Raw genomic sequence first — 17,281 nt, 5'->3', positions numbered from 1 at the left:
AGCGGTTGTAAATATTTTGGCTTCAGGATAATGAAATCTCTAGTAGGTATATAAACCTAAATCGAAAGGTTCATTTTATTGGGTATACAGGATGTATTCACCAATACCCTTCCGTAAAGTGGTAAACTCTAAAATGATTGCAACTTTAGTATTAGAGGAGAATGCCATGAAGACTCTGGACGTTCAGGCGCTGCACAAAGCGATTGATCAAACGGTGGAACAATTAAAGCAACAATCGGAAGAAATCGTCAACATTAAAAAAAGCGTGGAAGGTATCACGTCGCTCAACGATGCCTTAAAAGGAAAAGGCGGCGACGCAATACGGAATTTTTATAAAGAGTGTCACACCCCATTCCTTCAATTTTTTGAAACTTTTATCGAGGAATATCAATCAGCATTGAAGAAAATCAAAAGTGCATTGAATTCCCTGGAGCCACAACACAATGGATATATTTCGCAAGCCTTCCTCGATAATGAGCTGGAACAAGGAGTGAAAGATGCCGATCGCACCACGAAGCGTTTGGTTTCTAAAACGAATGCTACAATCGCTAAAGTCAGCCATATAGTCGATTTGCCGGAATTAGATGACAGTAATTTTCACGAGAATTACTCGAAAGCTTTAAAAGAAATCAATCAGACAATTGAAAAATTACATACATTCGACAGGGAGCAGACGAACACCATCAAAGCCGCTGAAAACGACTTAGAAACAATGCAAAGATACATCGCTAGGCTTGAAAAAATGTACACAGGCCCTAAAATTGAAATCACCGGCTATCAGAAAGGTTCTATTTTAAAACAGGATAAAATGGATACCTTGAGTGGAAACCAGGAAACAGCGATGGGCGTTATGTTGGCTAAGCTCGATAAGAGATCAAAACTCGAAAAGGAAGTTAGTGAAGCTAACAAACAGGTTAATAAAATCTCTCACCTAAAGGAAAAGCTCGAAAATGTCATTGATCCTGATGAATTTGTTGAGATTGCACAAGAGATTGGAATTGAAAATCTGACAGAAAAGCAGCAAAATTACTATTTTTACACTATAAATCGAAAACGAAAACAAAGTGGTATCATGGGGCGTATTAAGCAGGGCATTGAAGAAGGAATAGAAGATGTGGCCGTCGATACAGTGACAGGAATACGAGATACCATAACCAATCCAAAAGAAACGCTAGAGGGCATTGCCTACACAGTCACCCACCCTGTAGAAACATTTGAAATCATAAAGAAAGATATCGAGGACTCCTTCGTGAGGGACGTCATCAATGGTGATGCAGAAAGCAGGGCGAGATGGTTTACATACGCTACCGGAATGGTTGCGTCATCCATTGTCGGAACGAAAGGTGCAGACAAAGTTAGCAAGTTGGCTAAGGCGGGCAAGATGGGAAAAGCCGCATCTAAGATAAAGGATGTCTCTAAAAAGACAGCTAGCAAGGGCATAGAGAGTGCGAAAAAGGCAGGTAAGAAAGCAGCTGATAAAGTTGTCAGGGATTTTAAAGATATTAAAAATCTCACTCCGAAAGTCCAAATCGCTTCTCCTCAACTAGCTTTAGCCAATGCTGGTAAAGTTCCGTTCAATACGATAGATGGATCTCGATTGAAAGATAAATTAATTCAACAAACCAAAAAGATTTCTGATCAAGCAAAACAAGCAAGAAATCGAATGGTCAGCATCATTGCGGGTGTTTCTTCCAAAACAAAAACAGACATTAAAGTAGACTCAAAAACCATCCATAAAGTGAAATATGGTGACCATTTCACAAGAGTCAAAAGAAGAAAGGTGTTAAAACCGAACATTGAGTATACAACGCCTGTAGGCTATACTTATAAAACTGATCATAAAGGACGTATTACAAATGTCAGCGGCAAACTAAATTTGGGAGCAGCAAAGAGAAACAAATACGCCCAAAGAATTGCCGGCCGTGAAGATCGATTAAAAACCGATGAGGGCGGTCATCTCATTGCAAGTATATTCGAAGGGTCTGGAAAGCTTGACAACCTTGTGCCGATGGATGGTAACTTAAATAAAGGAGAATGGAAAAAGCTTGAGAACATGTGGGCCAAACACCTCGAAAAAGGAAGAACAGTTGAGGTTAAAATACAGCCAGTATACAAAGGGAATTCCCAAAGACCGGCAAGCTTTGAGATAGAATATAAAATCGGAAAACGGGAATGGGAAGTTGTGAAATTTGATAATAAGCCTGGAGGTAAGTAGCCAATGGATGAAAATCAATTAAACACGATATATCAAGAAATTGCGGAGACAGTAGTTGAGACTATTCCAGAGGAATGGTCAAAGATTTTGATTTATGGAGAAATTCTTGAAGATGTGCAAAAAGGATTCTTTTATTATTATCCTGAAGGAAATGATTCACCGGTATATTGTCATAATATCCCTGAATTTTTTAGGATTGAAAAAGAAGCCTATCGAAATCTTTGGAGACAATTAATCAATAACTTAGAAAAGCTATGGTACGAATTTAAGAATAGTGATCAAGAGACTTGGACGAGTCTCTCTATGATCATTCACAGTGATGGTGAATTTAATATCGACTACGACTATGAGGATTTATCAGATGCTGATGATTATGAAAGAAGAATTGTATGGGAACACAAATATTTAGGACTCTGGCCAGAAGATGAAGATGATAAGGAATTTTTAGAGCAATACCTTGAATCTAATCAAGATGAAAATGAATAGACAATACAAATGAGATTCAAAAAAGCAATTGAACCAAAATCGAAAATCACCTAAGGCACGAAAATGATTCTTCGGGTAAACACGTCGGTTTAAGAACAAGCAAATACGAAATATGCTTAACAAAGTAAGGTTGCCGGTTGGCAGCCTTTTTTATTTGGGATCCTATCCTCTTGATTGCAGCCCTTATGAAAACGCTCCAAATATGATATATGGTGATTAATTAGGTCTCGAAAAACACCTTAGGAATTTTTCAGAACGCTCTCTTCACTCCCCCATCCACACAAACTTTAACCCCAAAATCTCATTTATAACTCACAACCGGATATTTTTCTGATATCATGAATATACACTGCATGATTAGGAATGAATGATTAATGATTAAAAAAACTCTCGGTACCATGTTCGCAGTGACTATGATCTTTCTTTTGATCCTCACTGTGTTTACGCTCTTTTTCGGGTCTTATTATTTCGGCGTCGCCGGTTTTTTTGCGATTTTCGGCGTTACATACGAATCGCCCTGGTCGCTCTTCTGGTATATCCTTTTATCTTTTGGCCTCGGCGCGCTGTTTGAAATCCCGGAAAAAATTCTGAGCTTTATGATTGGGCATAAAGCTGCGACCTTTATGATCGAATGTTTTTTTACTTGGCTTGCCATCCATCTCGCTGATGAATTGATGGACAGCATCACCATCCCGCTGGATGTCGAAATCATCGCCTGTCTGTTTTTATTCGTCATTCATCTGGCATTTGAAGACAACAAAGAAAGAAACCGGACATACGAGGATTGAGAAACTTTCCTGCGAAGGGAGAATAACTGTGACGTTTATCATTTTAATGGCCGGATTGTTTCTTTTGATTCAACTCAAAAGACCGTTCCGCAGAAAAATGTTCGGCTATGTTTTTTTAGCCGTTTATTTAACGGCGCTCGCACTCTATACCATCAATTCCGCTTTTGTTCACTTCATATCTGACAGCCTTTTGTCGATATTGGCAGCGATTGCTGTGGCGCCTGCTGCTTGCCGGCTTTCTGAAGCCTTCAGCGGATTCCCGCTGAACCGAATATGGACAAATCGTCCTTATTTTAAAACAGGCCTTCAAAAAAGGTCTTTTTTTTCGTTAAAATTATATAGACCGATCAGTATAAAATCATAAGGGAATGATAGAATGGCAGAAAAAATGAGCAGCCGCGACAAAATTTTGCGGACGGCTTCACGATTGTTCCGCAAACAAGGCTACCATGCCACAGGCTTAAGCCAAATCACAGCCGAAAGCGGAGCGCCGCGGGGATCGCTTTATTATTATTTCCCCGGCGGCAAAGAGGAACTGGCGCAAGAGGCGATTCAATTAACCGGAGAAAGAATCAAAGCGTATATATCGTCAGCGATCAGCGGTGAAGCTGATCCTGTCAAGGCGTTTCAATCTTATATCCAGATGATGGCTGACGGAATCGAGGAATACATCATCGAAGAAAACGACGATATTCCGATCGTATCCGTCGCCGCAGAAACGTGGTCGTTCAGTGAAAGGCTCCGCCAAACGTGTGAACAGGTTTATCAAGACTGGCAGCTTGTCTATCAGGAAAAACTGCTCCAGTCAGGCTATGCGCCGGAAACGGCCGAGACGCTGAGCGTCGCGATACAAGCGATGATTGAGGGTGCGTATGTGCTCTCAGTGACGAAAAAAAACGGCCGGCCTCTCAGTGCAGCCGCCGAACAAATTCCTTTTTTGCTAAAACGTTCATAAAGGGTGGGAATACAAATGGAACAAGCTAGAAAAGGCTCCTTCATGATTATCGCAATCTTAATCGTCGGAAATTTTCTCGCTCTGATTAATGAGACGGTCATGAATGTGGCTTTGCCGAAAATCATCGACGATTTTGGCATTTCAGCGAACACAGCCCAGTGGCTGTCAACCGGATATATGCTCATGATCGGCATCGCCGTGCCGATTACCGCGTTTTTAATGCAGCGCTTTACGACAAGGCAGCTGTTTCTGTCTGCGATGACGCTTTTTACAGCGGGAACCTTGCTGGCCGGAATTGCTCCGGTCTTCCCGCTCGTTCTCGCCGGACGGATCATCCAGGGTTCAGGTACAGGCCTGATATTGCCGCTTGTGATGAATGTGATACTGACTTTGATTCCGCCGCAAAAACGCGGAACGATGACCGGGATCCTTACGCTCGTTATCTTATTTGCCCCGGCGATCGGTCCGGTCATCTCAGGCTATATTGTCGAACATTATTCATGGCGCGTTGTTTTCTTCATGATGCTGCCAGTATCGGTCTTCATGATTTTTTATGCGGCGTTCCGCTTGAAAAATGTAACCGAACTGACGTATCCGAAAATTGACATATTATCAATTCTTTTATCGACCGTCGGATTTGGCGGGATCGTTTTCGGCTTCAGCAACGCCGGGGAAGCAGCGGGCTGGAGCAGTCCGAAAGTCATCATCGGACTGGCGGCCGGTGTCATCGGATTAATATTGTTCGTCATGCGCCAGCTCAGATTGGAAGTGCCGATGCTTGATATGAGGCCGTTTCGTTCAAAGATATTTTCAATCTCGGTTATCCTGATGTGGATCGTGATGATGCTGCAGTTTTCGATGATGCTGATTTTGCCGCTTTACTTCCAAATGGCGCTTGAGCTGTCACCGCTTTATACAGGCATTCTCATGCTGCCGGGCGGCCTCGTCCTCGCGATGACATCCCTTGTTGCAGGGCGCCTGTTTGATAAGCTTGGCTTTAAACCGCTGTTGATCACCGGATTGATCATTGTGATTGCCGTCCTTTCGCTGTTTACGAATATTTCAAGCGATACGCCGATGGCGGTCGGAATGATGCTCTACGCCGGCTTTACACTCGGCGTCGGGTTGACAATGGCTCCGATTATGACGCTCGGTTTGAATCAGGTGCCCAAACCGCTTTACCCGCATGGTTCGGCGATAATGAATACAGTTAATCAAGTTTCAGGGGCAATCGGTCCGGCATTGTATACGACGATCCTGACAACCGTTTCGAATCGCTTTATCGCGCACTCTTCCGGAGGCAGCCGTCAGGAGCTGCACATGCAAGGCATGACAGAAGGCGTTCATATGGTTTATTTCGTAGCCATCGCCTTTGCAGCCGCCGCTCTTGCGATTTCGGTTTTTGTAAAAAGCAGACGCGCGGAACAGCATGCAGCATAAACATCGTTCGACAAAAAAATGCAGGAGGCAATTAACGCCTCCTGCATTTTTTATATCAGTTTAAAATTTTAACCTTTACGGTTTTGACGCCCCAATTGAAAGCGTCTTTTTTATCTGGAATAAATACGTCTATTTTATGGCCTTTAATGGCGCCGCCGGTGTCTTCAGCCGTCGCTTCGCCATAGCCTTCCACATATACTTTCGTGCCGAGCGGAATCACGCTTGGATCAACCGCGATGACTTTCGCATTGCGGTTCGCATTCAGGTCGACTCCCGTTTTTGTGATGCCTGAAATGCCCCCGTCATTTGCCGTATACGCAGTTGCGGTCACTGTGATTTCCTTTTGTACGTTGACAGGCTGATCATTTTGTTTTGGAGCGGACTCTTGTTTCACAGGCGCTGCTGCAGCTGCCGCTTCTCCGTTTATTGCAATCGTTTGCCCTGCAATAATCAAGTCTGACTTCAGGTTGTTCCGTTTTTGAAGATCGCTTACAGTCACACCGAACTCTTTTGCGATTTTTGAGAGCGTGTCCCCTGGCTGAACGGTGTACTGCTTTTCTTCAGATTTTTCTTCTTGAGAAGAAATGTTCAGCTTTTGACCTGGAAAAATCAGATCTGATGAAAGCTGATTCCATTTTTTTAAGTCCTTGAGGTTCATTCCGTAGTTTTGAGAAATCCCCCAGAGCGTGTCTCCTTTTTGAACTTCGATTTCTTTTGCTGAGGCAGTCGCTCCGAATGCAGTCGCCGACATAGCCGCGGCTGCAGCCAAGGACATGATTGTCTTCTTCATAAGTTAAATCCTCCCTTGTTAGCCCTTTTGAAACTAACAGGGAAAATCGTAACACAGCAAAATGTCACCGCTATGACAGATTGATGCGAATTTCGTTACAGTTTTTTTACTGATAAAGTTTGATTTTATATAAAATTCTGATTTTTAACAATATAATTCATTGATGTTTCAGTGATCCTCTTTCCTGCTCCCGGCGAGGTCCCAGATAGAATTCTTTTTCAATATAAAATACTTTTTCAACATGAGGCTTCTATGTTTATGAGGAGAGAAATCCGGGAAACGAATCAATGGACATAAAATATTTTCCTGGACAAACCATAACCCCGGCTGCTTTTATGTCGTCATATATAAGAAAACAGCGGAGGAAAATTTTTCTCGCAAACCTCTTGTAATCTATCTGTAATTATTGTAACATTTGTAATATAAGAGATATATTTAAGGAGAGAGGACCATTGAAAAAGTTAATCGTTTGTTTATTAGCTGTTTTACTGATCTTGCCTGCCGGAGCGTCCCTCGCAGCGAAAAATCAAACATCAGGGAATTTAACAAATAAGCAAGTCATGCAATTAACCTTGCAGGCACGGGAGCACTTTTGGAATACGATGAGCGGCCACAATCCAAAAGCGAAAAACTCAACTTGCCCATCCAAAACATTTGAATACCGCGGTCTTCCATATACGTATATGTGCAGTGAATTCAGCACAAAAGCAAAATTAACAGACTACTTGACGCCGGTTTTCACAAAAGACGCCATTAAAAAAGGCTTGGAAAAATACAACATCATTTCTTATAAAGGAAAAATGGCCGTGCCTGTCGGCGATGGGGACAACCTCTTAGGATGGGACAAGGCAAAAATCAAACTGATCTCTCAAAAAAACAATACCCGCACTTATGAATTTTCCGTACCGGCATTGGATGGATCGGTGACTGCGAAAAGAAAGATCACGTTTGTGAAAGAAAACAACAAATGGAAAATCAATCAGCTCGATGCTGCCATCTAAACGAAAAAGCTAATGTCTAAAAACGGACATTAGCTTTTTTCCGTCAAACGGTCAGTTCAACGATGTTGCCGTCAGGATCCAGAATGACTCTTTCATAATACCCGTCTCCCGTGACGCGCGGCTTTCCGGCAACCTGGTATCCTTCCTTTTCAAAGCGGCTCGTCATCTCGTCAACCTCTTGCCGCGACCCTAAGGAAAACGCCATATGTGCATAGCCGGAAGCGTTCTCCTCTCCTTTTGCAAGGTCGGGGCGTCTCATCAGCTCAAGCCGTGTTCCCGATTCAAACTGGATGAAATATGATTCGAAATGCTTTTTCGGATTGACATATTTTTCATTCGTCTTTCCGTGAAAAAAACGGGTATAGAAATCTTTCATTTCCTCTAAATTGTTCGTCCATATGGCGATGTGTTCGATTTTCATAAATCTCCCTCCCATTTCATATTACCATATAGATCCTCTGCCTTTTTTTACACTTTTTTAAATTGATAAGTATTCATAAAAATGCCGATGCAGATCATGAATGCGCCGATCAGGATGCTGAATGTGACCGGTTCATGCAGCTGCAGCCAGCCGAACAAAAGGCCTAATACGGGAACAAACATTAAAGCCATCGATGCTTTCGACGCTTCGATTTGATTCAGTATCCAAAACCAAATGACGAACGTCAAAGCCGTAGAGAATAAACCGTTAAACAATAGAGACAAGATTGCTTCATTTGACCAGTGAATCGGCCGGGACGGTTCCAGTATAAAAGAGAAAATCAATAACATCACCGCTCCTGTGAGAAGCTGCCATGCATTCATATGAATCATATCTGTATTTTTGAATTTCAGTTTGCTGTAAACATTGGCGACGCCCCAGCTGAGCGCTGCGATTAAAACGCAAAGCTCTCCAAATATGACGTTTTGATCAACATGCAGAATCCCGCCCCCTAATATAAACAAAAGACCGATCAGACCAGAAAATAAACCGAGCATTTTATACACATTGATTTTCTCGTTTAATTTAAAATGACTGATGACAGTAACAAAAATAGGCATGGTGTACACCAAAACAGACGTTTTTCCCGAATCGACAAACTGCATGCCGTAAGTTAACACCCCCATATAACCTAAACCCATCAATAAACTCATCACCAGATAATGCTTGATATTCTCCTTTCCTATTGAACGTTTCCTTCCTTTGATCAAGAGAATCACAAACAAAGGAACAGCTCCAATGAACAGCCGCAGGGCCGAAAATAAAACAGGGGGAATGTCAGTGATTGCGATTTTCATCGTCACCCAGGTATACCCCCAAATCAGCGTTACAGAGATGATCCCCAAAAGTACTTTAAACATAATCCGTCACCTTTCTTCTTTGTTTCATGTTCAGCATATGCTATATTGAGATATAACTGAAATACATTTTTATCATCGGGGGTATAACTATTTGGTTATAAACATGAACAGTCTTCACATCTTTGTGAAAGTCGCAGAGACTTTGAATATGACAGAAGCAGCCAACGAACTGTATATTTCACAGCCGGCCGTGAGCAAAGCCGTAAAAAGCTTGGAAACGTCGCTCGGGGTCAAATTATTGATTCGGGATAAACAAAACAAGATAAAACTTACGGACGCGGGAAAGGAAATCGTCGTACTGGCGAGACAGATGATCGTGATTGAAAACAAAATATACCAAGTGGCCGATCAAGAAAATCATCTGCTCAGAGGGAAAGTCAAGGTTGGCTCCTTCCCCGCCGTCTCAGCAAATATTTTGCCGCAGGCTATCGCCTCCTTCAGATCAAAGTATCCGCTCGTACAAATCGAACTGCTTGAGGGAACCTCCGACCAAATTAAGCAATGGGTCGAAACTCGCATGGTTGATTTAGGAATCGTCGCCTCTCCCTTTGACGGATTCGAAAGCCAACCGGATGACGGCCGTGATTCCTGAGCAATATCACCACTTAAAAGACGCACCGTTCATTGATCTGAAAAAATATCAAAATGAATTGATTTTTTGTAAAGGCGGGCACGAAATCGCGGTATCTCAAATCTTTCAAAAACACCGCCTCGAGTTAAAAGAAAACCTGACTGTGCAAAACGCGGAAACATTGGTCAATATGGTTCATAACAATTTGGGAATCGGCTTGATATCAAGCTTCTCGCTTTCCTCCGTGTCCCATCGGTTGATCAAAAAAGACATCTCTCCTCAAATTATCCGCGAAGTCGGCATGATAACACCCTCATTTGAAGAAGCAACACCTGCGGCTGCAGAGTTTATGAAAATGATCATAGAGTCGGAAACTGTCCGGGCATTTTCGTAAAAAAGAAAAACGCCTCAGCACCAATCAATGGGCTGAGGCGTTTTTTTAAAATGCTCATCAGTCATGAAAATTCGTTCCGTCCGTCGTTTCTTTAACAATTCCGGCGCGGATGACGAAATCTCCGAAACGTTCTCCTTCATTGCGTTCTTTCGCATAGCGCGGAAGAATATTGCGAAGTTCTTTTAAAATTTCTTCTTCGCCGATGTTTTCCCGGTACATTTTGCTCAGACGGCTGCCGTCAAAAGCGGCGCCGAGATACATATTGTACTTGCCCGGGGCTTTTCCGATGAAGCCGATTTCGCCGAGCGCATGGCGGGCGCAGCCGTTCGGGCACCCTGTCATGCGGATGGTAATTTCTTCATTCTTCAAGCCGTTTTCTTCAACAATTTCATCAATTTTGTCAATCAGCTTCGGCAAATACCGTTCCGCTTCGGCCATCGCCAACCCGCACGTCGGCAGTGCGACGCATGCGATCGAGCTGCGGCGGAGCGCTGTATAATGCTTGCCGTCAGTCAAGCCAAACTGTTCGATCAGCTCGCTGATCTTTTTCTTTTTTTGGCTTGTGACATTGGCAATGATCAAGTTTTGGTTGGCTGTGAGGCGGATATCGCCGGTATGAACTTTGGCGATTTCCCTTAAGCCGGTCATCAGCTTGTAATCATCATAATCAGTGACACGGCCGCCCTCAACAAACATTGTAAAGTGCCATCTTCCTTTTACGCCCTTTACCCAGCCGTAGCGGTCGCCGTTATGCTCGAAATGATAAGGCTTTGCTTCAGCGAGGCTCCAGCCGAGACGGTTTTCCAGCTCGTTTTTGACCGTTTCCAAGCCGAGGCGGTCAACCGTATACTTGAAGCGGGCATTTTTGCGGACCGAACGGTTTCCGTAGTCCCGCTGGATCGTAATCGTTTTTTCAGCGACATCGTATAGCTGTTCAGGCTTGCAGAAGCCAATAACTTTGGCAAGCTGCGGATACGTTGCTTTGTCCCCGTGGGTCATGCCCATGCCGCCGCCGATCGCGACGTTGAAGCCGATGAGCTTGTCATCCTCCACAATCGCGATAAAACCAAGATCCTGAGAAAATACATCGATATCATTTGACGGCGGAACGGCGATGCCGATTTTGAATTTCCGCGGCAGATACAGCGGTCCGTACATCGGTTCGACTTCATCCGCATCAGGCGTGCCGGCCACTTTTTCCTCATCAAGCCAGATTTCATGATACGCACGTGTGCGCGGCAGCAGGTCATCACTCAGTTTTTTCGACCATTCATACACTTCTCGATGGATTTCTGACTGATACGGATTGGAAGTGCACATGACGTTCCGGTTAACATCGCCGCATGCTGCAATGGTATCTAGCATGGCTGAATGGATCGACTGAATCGTTTTTTTCATGTTCCATTTTAAAATGCCGTGCATTTGGAATGTTTCCCGAGTTGTCAGCTTCAATGTTCCGTTTCCGTATTTCCGGGCAAGCTCATCCATGACAAGCCACTGCTCAGGCGTCGCCACACCGCCCGGCATCCGGACGCGCAGCATGAACTGATACGCAGGCTCAAGCTTCTGCTTTTGCCGCTCATTGCGGAGATCGCGGTCATCCTGCAAATAGCTGCCGTGGTGCTTCATCAGACGGTTGTCGTCATCTGAAATCCCGGCTGAAAGCGGCTCGAGCATCGATTCCTTCAGGGTGCCGCGCAAATAATCGCTTTCTTTCTTAATACGTTCTACATCGCTCGGCGGGCCTTCAGGCGCTTTTAATATTTCGTTCCCCATGTTGAAAAAGTCCCCTTTCAATCAAAATCAGTATACATCGCGCTGATAACGTTTTTGCTTTTTCATTTCTGCGAGGTAGGCTTCAGCTTCCTCACGGCTTTTGCCGCCTTCTTTTTCGATAATTTCAAGCAATGCGTTTTGAACATCTTTGGCCATGTTGTTCTTGTCGCCGCAAACGTAGAAAGCCGCTCCCTCTTCAAGCCACTCAAACAATTCTTTGCTGTGCTCCAGCATGCGATGCTGTACATATACTTTTTCTTCCGTATCCCGCGAGAACGCGACATCCATTTTTGTCAGCACGCCTTCACTCAGCCACTTTTGCCATTCTGTCTGATATAAGAAATCAGTGACAAAATGCTGATCGCCGAAGAACATCCACGATTTCCCCGATGCTCCGGTTTCTTCGCGCTCCTGCATAAATGACCTAAACGGCGCAACGCCTGTGCCGGGGCCGACCATGATAATCGGAGTCTCCGGATTCTCCGGCAGCTTAAAGTTTTTATTCGGCTGAATGAAAACAGGCAGGGTGTCGCCAGGCTGCAGACGTTCGGCACATAATACCGAGCAGACCCCTTTTCGGTCTCTGCCGTGCGCATTGTAGCGGACAGCACCGATCGTCAAATGCACTTCATCCGGATTTGCAGCGAAGCTCGATGCGATCGAATAAAGCCGAGGCGGGATTTTTCGAAGAATCGATACAAATTCCTGCGGAGCTGCTGCGATCGGACCGAAATCCCGCACAAAATCAATCAGGTCGCGGCCAGCGATATACGCTTTTAATTGATCCGCATTTTCCGGAGCGGCAAGCTCGCGCAGCTTTTCATTTTCAATGATTTCTGCCGCCTGCTGAATGAATTTCTTTGTCAGCACCGTAATTTCATAGTAAGAAGTCAACGCTTCTTTCAAAGAAAGGTTTTCCCCTTGATCAACAGCAACGGCAGCATTCGGATCCCATTTCAGCTCTTTCAGCAGCATATCGACGAGTTCAGGGTCATTTTCCGGAAAGATGCCGAGCGCGTCGCCAGGTTCATAAGTCAAACCTGAGCCTTCAAGCGATAATTCAAGATGGCGCGTTTCTTTATTTGATCCGCGGCCGTTTAAATTCAAATTTTCCAGCACTTCCGCTCTGAACGGATTTTTTCTCGAATATACTGTTACTCCTCCCGCGGCTTGCGGAGCTGCCGTTTGAGCAGGTGCGGCGCTTGCGCCCTGTTCCTGTCCTTCGTTTAAGCTTGAGATGACACCGTCAAGCCATGCTGCAGCCGGCTCATCATAATCGAGATCGCAGTCGACGCGCGGATGGAGCCTTGTGCCTCCAAGCTCACCAAGCCGCTGGTCGAACTCTTTTCCGGTCTGGCAGAAAAATTCATACGACGTGTCGCCAAGAGCCAGCACAGAATAACGGAGATCATCGAGCTTCGGAGCCCGTCTTCCATGGAGAAACTCATGGAATGACAGCGCGTTGTCCGGCGGATCCCCTTCACCGTGCGTGCTGACGACGATGAGAAGGTTTTTTAGTTTCTTCAATTGGTTCGGCTTAAAATCGCTCATTGAAGAGACGGTGACTTGAAATCCCCGTTCTGTAAGCGTCTTAGCCGCGTTTTCGGCAAGTCCCTGTGCATTTCCTGTCTGCGATCCGAATAAAATGGTCACTTCTTTGGAAACAGGCTGAGCCGGGCTTGCAGCAGGAGCTTCCGCCGGCAATGTTTCAAGAGCCGCCGCGGCATCGGCGGTTTGCACAGCTGCCAGATAACCGCTCAGCCAGGCTTTTTGTGATGCCGTCAAAGTTGGCAGAAGACGGTTGAGGAGCTCTGCCTGCTCCTGATTAAAAGGACTGTTCATTACCTGAAGTTGCAACGATATCCACCTCACTAAGGAATAAAAAAATCATGACTTGTTTTGAAACGGAAAAGGATAATACTCATCATATATCCACTATTCCTATAAATCAAATCGGTTTTATTGACGCAAAGCATCTGTCGATCACGGCTTTTGCTGCTAAGAAACATTGTAAGCGCTCACTCATCACGTCCCCTTTGCCGCGCGGCGTCATCCTGCTTCAAACCAAATATTCCTAAAAAAAGATTCTAATTAAAAGTTTACTGGAATACTCAACATTAGTAAAATATATATTAATTATCACAGCTATTAAGATTTTTAATAAAGGAGAGATTCGTGTGCATTATGATGCGCTGAAGACATTCGTTACCCTTGCAGAAGTCAAAAATTTCACGAAAACGGCCGAGCTTCTTCTCATGTCGCAGCCGAGCGTAAGCATGCACATTAAAAATCTTGAAAAAGAATTCCAGACGAAATTATTTGAACGCTCTCCGAAATATTTAAAAATCACGCCGACCGGTGAAATTTTATACGACCGCGCCAAACAAATGATCACCATCTATGAACAAACGAGGCAGGACATTCTCGATCACCACAACTCGATCAAAGGCGAGCTGAAAATCGGCGCAAGCTTCACAATCGGTGAATATATTTTGCCTTCGCTCCTCTTCGACCTTCAAAAGGAATATCCTGAACTCGAGCTCAAGGCCGTCATTGGAAACACGGAAGAAATCGTGCAATCCGTCCGCCTGTACAAAGTGGACATCGGCTTGATCGAAGGACAGACAAATGAAAAAGAGCTTTCTGTACACGCCTTTATGCAGGACGAATTATTCATCGCTGCTTCAAGCGATCATCCGCTTGCGGCCAAACAGGACGTGACAATCTCCGATCTGCAAAATCAAACGTGGGTAACGCGCGAAGTCGGCTCAGGCACACGCGAATACTTAAACCATGTCATCCGTTCAAACGGTTTAAAAGTGAAATCGTTTCTGACGATCAGCAGCAACCAGGGGATCAAAGAAACGCTCATGACGGGCATCGGACTGTCTCTCCTGTCTGGAAGCGTCATTGAAAGAGATGTACAGCACGGAAACCTTTCCGTTATCCGGCTGAAAAATCAAACCTTTAACAGGACGCTTTCCTATATATATTCACCTGTCATGCAGGACAAGAAAAATGTGAAAACCTTTATTAACGCTTTGAACAAAAGAACATCTTCGAAATAATGAGTCGTTTTTCCTGCCGCTTCACAAAATGTTTTTTTTCGTATGTCCAATGTGTGAATCATCATTGGAGCCAATTGACTGCCGCCCAACAATCCCATATCCTGGAACCATCACATAGGAAAAGAGATGATGGTTATGAAGTGGTTAGGTAAAAGTTTAGTTGCTTCATCATTACTGGCGGGTATCCTTGCTGTTTCGGGAAGTCCCATGCATGTACAGGCCCAGGAGCTCTCGAAGACTGAAAATCTCTCTTCTCACGCATTTGCACAAGGAATCATCGCCCCTCAGGCGATCGTCATCAACAGGCAGATGAGAGTCGGACAGGAGGATCAATACGTCGGCATTTCGAACGTCTCCTACAGCGGCAGCGCCATTACCGTCAGAATCACTTCGGACCGCGTATACGTAAAGGCCGTAAGCCCAGGCAAAGCGACATTTTCGTATCTCAATTCATTGGGACAGCTTGTCATCAACAATATTACGGTCACCCGATAGCAGCACTTAAATCCGCGGGAGGAAACTGCTTCCCGCGGATATTTTATCAGCCCCGACATTCACCGCGTCTATGGCAAAATAAAAACACCAATTACATAGAATTGGTGTTTTTGCTATCAACGTATTTAATGATTTTCGCCGGATTCCCGCCGACGATGGCATTATCCGGGACATCTTTTGTGACGACGGCTCCGGAAGCTATCACTGCATTGTCGCCGACCTTGACGCCGGGATTGATGACCGCGCCGCCGCCAATCCAAACGTTCCGGCCGATGATGACAGGTATTCCGTACTCCGCACCGCTTATCCTTTCGGACGGATCGAGCGGATGGGACGCCGTATAAATATGGACACCCGGTCCGAGCATACAATGATCGCCTATCCGGATATCGCATACATCGAGGAAAACACAGTCAAAATTGGCGAAGAAATTTTCCCCGACATGTATGTTAAAGCCGTAATCACAGCGAAACGACGGTTCGATGAGGATCGTTTCCCCTGTTGATCCAAACAGCTCTTTGATTAGCTTGGTCCTTTTATTGTCGTCGATTTCGTTCGAATGGTTGAATTCATTCGTAATTTTGCGCGCCTTGAGTCTGTCATGGCACAGCACCGGATCAGAAGCATGATAAAGCTCTCCGTCCAGCATTTTTTGCTTTTCTGTTTTCATTGATTTCGGTCTCCTTGACTGCATTTTATATTCGCTACATCAATTGCAACACGAGATTGAACACTTTTACAATAAAATAGACATTGATGAGCAGCAAAAGCAAGATAACAGCCTTCCGCTTCTCATGTTTAATTTCATAAACGAATTTCCACATAAAAAAGATTGCTAAAAATACGATTAAAATACTATCAACACTTTTAAGTATCAGATCCATCCAATTCCTGCTCCCTTTTGATTTCTATATAAGACAATATTTTCATAACGCGCGGCGTACTGCAAGACTCTTTCCCAGTTCTCAAAAAAAATCAAAAAAACTGTTGACGAATCCACCTAATCTGCATATAATAGAACTTGTCAGCGAAACAAATACCCAGTGTTACATATCATGATTCCGTAGCTCAGCTGGGAGAGCGCTACCTTGACAGGGTAGAGGTCGCTGGTTCGAGCCCAGTCGGAATCATACCAAATCGAAACGGCAGGATTTCCAATGGAATTCCTGCCGTTTTTGTGTTTCGTTTTATTTAATTCTCCTCTATCCCGCCTCAACATCAAAAAACAGCCTCAGTGTTTGAAAGAGGTATGGTAAAATATTCTTTGTACAAAGTTTCGGCTCACTCAAGGGAAGCTGGCTCATCCCCTATGAAAGGGGGTGATGCTTATGACGACATTCGAAACAATCTCGTTAATGATTGCTTTTGGCATGTTAATTGCCGTGTTGTCGAAGAAAGAAAAATAGACTTCCCTTGAGCCCTGGTAAAGTTCATAGGGAAAGTCTATTTTAAAATGACTGAGCCAAGCCCTTGTTGGGCCGCTTTGTACACTCGACTCGACTGTTGGCGCAGTCGGGTCTTTTTTATTTTATGCATTTCTTATAGAAAAAATACACCTGAACGTTTAATAAACCGTACGTAGATGACGCGCCTGCGTCTTTTGTGATGCATTATTTTGACAGTCTATCTTCAAATTCATATTATCAATTTCAACCCACTAAATCAACTAAAAGTGTCATTCACCTTCCGGGGCTAATGAAAATATTCGAGGGGAGACCGTGCTTCTTCTTCCAACGCTTTTTATTTTCTCCACGAACATCTCAAAGTTTTTGATAATTCACCTAACCTAAAATGTTCCAATATAAGCCAAAATAATTACATCATCCCTTTTACATTCAGACGATGAAATGACTTTTAGGTGATTGTTTTTTTAATATGGATATTTTCTGGTTTTTTCGTTTTATTTTAGGACTAGAAAACAAGTCCTTTGGCTGATTGAGAGACAGCCAATCCCTGCTAAA

The 17,281-nt window shown here is 44.2% G+C and carries 17 protein-coding genes, 1 tRNA gene and 1 pseudogene; 12 read left to right on the top strand and 7 right to left on the bottom strand.

Features of this window, described 5'->3' with window-relative positions; genetic code table 11:
• Positions 1-166 precede the first annotated feature (166 nt).
• The 6 genes from TRNA_RS28055 (at position 167) to TRNA_RS28030 (ending at position 5,884) form a co-directional block, all read left to right on the top strand.
• A complete protein-coding gene (locus tag TRNA_RS28055; protein WP_009328750.1) occupies positions 167-2,215 on the top strand; it encodes a T7SS effector LXG polymorphic toxin in 2,049 nt (682 codons plus the stop codon).
• Between the two features lie 3 nt (positions 2,216-2,218).
• Complete coding sequence (locus TRNA_RS28050) at positions 2,219-2,701, top strand: immunity protein YezG family protein (protein ID WP_003180781.1); 483 nt, start codon at positions 2,219-2,221, stop codon at positions 2,699-2,701.
• Between the two features lie 374 nt (positions 2,702-3,075).
• Complete coding sequence (locus TRNA_RS28045; protein WP_003180779.1) at positions 3,076-3,489, top strand: regulatory YrvL family protein; 414 nt, start codon at positions 3,076-3,078, stop codon at positions 3,487-3,489.
• Positions 3,490-3,517: 28 nt separating this feature from the next.
• A complete protein-coding gene (locus TRNA_RS28040; RefSeq protein WP_003180778.1) occupies positions 3,518-3,853 on the top strand; it encodes a hypothetical protein in 336 nt (111 codons plus the stop codon).
• A 12-nt stretch (positions 3,854-3,865) separates the two neighbouring features.
• Entirely contained in the window at positions 3,866-4,444 is a 579-nt protein-coding gene (locus TRNA_RS28035; RefSeq protein ID WP_003180775.1) for a TetR/AcrR family transcriptional regulator, read from the top strand.
• A 15-nt stretch (positions 4,445-4,459) separates the two neighbouring features.
• Complete coding sequence (locus TRNA_RS28030) at positions 4,460-5,884, top strand: DHA2 family efflux MFS transporter permease subunit (protein ID WP_011197798.1); 1,425 nt, start codon at positions 4,460-4,462, stop codon at positions 5,882-5,884.
• 55 nt (positions 5,885-5,939) lie between these two features.
• Here TRNA_RS28030 and TRNA_RS28025 read toward each other — a convergent pair whose 3' ends face one another.
• Positions 5,940-6,674, bottom strand: a complete 735-nt coding sequence (locus TRNA_RS28025) for a LysM peptidoglycan-binding and 3D domain-containing protein (protein ID WP_003180772.1) — start codon at positions 6,672-6,674, stop codon at positions 5,940-5,942.
• A 452-nt stretch (positions 6,675-7,126) separates the two neighbouring features.
• On the opposite strand from TRNA_RS28025, the gene TRNA_RS28020 reads away from it, so the two are divergent.
• Positions 7,127-7,675 (top strand): IseA DL-endopeptidase inhibitor family protein, encoded by a 549-nt coding sequence (locus TRNA_RS28020; protein WP_009328757.1) that lies wholly within the window; start codon positions 7,127-7,129, stop codon positions 7,673-7,675.
• A 43-nt stretch (positions 7,676-7,718) separates the two neighbouring features.
• Here the strand turns inward: TRNA_RS28020 and TRNA_RS28015 are convergent, their stop codons facing one another.
• Positions 7,719-8,096 (bottom strand): VOC family protein, encoded by a 378-nt coding sequence (locus TRNA_RS28015; RefSeq protein WP_011197797.1) that lies wholly within the window; start codon positions 8,094-8,096, stop codon positions 7,719-7,721.
• Between the two features lie 47 nt (positions 8,097-8,143).
• Positions 8,144-9,016 carry a DMT family transporter gene (locus TRNA_RS28010; RefSeq protein ID WP_003180767.1) on the bottom strand — a complete coding sequence of 291 codons (873 nt, stop codon included), beginning with the start codon at positions 9,014-9,016 and terminating at the stop codon, positions 8,144-8,146.
• Between the two features lie 91 nt (positions 9,017-9,107).
• On the opposite strand from TRNA_RS28010, the pseudogene TRNA_RS28005 reads away from it, so the two are divergent.
• A pseudogene (locus TRNA_RS28005) lies at positions 9,108-9,981 on the top strand (LysR family transcriptional regulator).
• A gap of 57 nt (positions 9,982-10,038) precedes the next feature.
• On the opposite strand, the gene cysI reads toward TRNA_RS28005, so the two are convergent.
• Positions 10,039-11,757, bottom strand: a complete 1,719-nt coding sequence (gene cysI, locus TRNA_RS28000; protein WP_003180762.1) for an assimilatory sulfite reductase (NADPH) hemoprotein subunit — start codon at positions 11,755-11,757, stop codon at positions 10,039-10,041.
• A 27-nt stretch (positions 11,758-11,784) separates the two neighbouring features.
• Entirely contained in the window at positions 11,785-13,614 is a 1,830-nt protein-coding gene (locus TRNA_RS27995; protein WP_011197796.1) for an assimilatory sulfite reductase (NADPH) flavoprotein subunit, read from the bottom strand.
• Between the two features lie 320 nt (positions 13,615-13,934).
• Here TRNA_RS27995 and TRNA_RS27990 point away from each other — a divergent pair, with 320 nt between their 5' ends.
• Together TRNA_RS27990 and TRNA_RS27985 are read left to right on the top strand one after the other, a co-directional pair.
• On the top strand, positions 13,935-14,825 hold the full coding sequence (locus tag TRNA_RS27990; protein WP_003180759.1) for a LysR family transcriptional regulator: 891 nt from the start codon (positions 13,935-13,937) through the stop codon (positions 14,823-14,825).
• Positions 14,826-14,960: 135 nt separating this feature from the next.
• Positions 14,961-15,320 (top strand): hypothetical protein, encoded by a 360-nt coding sequence (locus tag TRNA_RS27985; protein WP_011197795.1) that lies wholly within the window; start codon positions 14,961-14,963, stop codon positions 15,318-15,320.
• 91 nt (positions 15,321-15,411) lie between these two features.
• On the opposite strand, the gene TRNA_RS27980 is transcribed toward TRNA_RS27985, so the two are convergent.
• The gene (locus TRNA_RS27980) at positions 15,412-15,990 is read right to left on the bottom strand and encodes a maltose acetyltransferase domain-containing protein (RefSeq protein ID WP_011197794.1); all 579 of its coding nucleotides are present in this window, start codon (positions 15,988-15,990) and stop codon (positions 15,412-15,414) included.
• 34 nt (positions 15,991-16,024) lie between these two features.
• Complete coding sequence (locus TRNA_RS27975; RefSeq protein ID WP_011197793.1) at positions 16,025-16,204, bottom strand: hypothetical protein; 180 nt, start codon at positions 16,202-16,204, stop codon at positions 16,025-16,027.
• A 173-nt stretch (positions 16,205-16,377) separates the two neighbouring features.
• Between TRNA_RS27975 and TRNA_RS27970 the strand changes: the two genes are divergently transcribed.
• Positions 16,378-16,450, top strand: a tRNA-Val gene (locus TRNA_RS27970).
• Positions 16,451-16,642: 192 nt separating this feature from the next.
• A complete protein-coding gene (locus TRNA_RS44350; RefSeq protein WP_016885898.1) occupies positions 16,643-16,726 on the top strand; it encodes a putative holin-like toxin in 84 nt (27 codons plus the stop codon).
• Positions 16,727-17,281 lie beyond the last annotated feature (555 nt).

The organism is Bacillus licheniformis DSM 13 = ATCC 14580 (assembly GCF_000011645.1).
GTDB lineage: Bacteria > Bacillota > Bacilli > Bacillales > Bacillaceae > Bacillus > Bacillus licheniformis.
The sequence above is the reverse complement of the archived record's forward strand: the minus strand, read 5'-3'. Positions and strand labels throughout refer to the sequence as shown.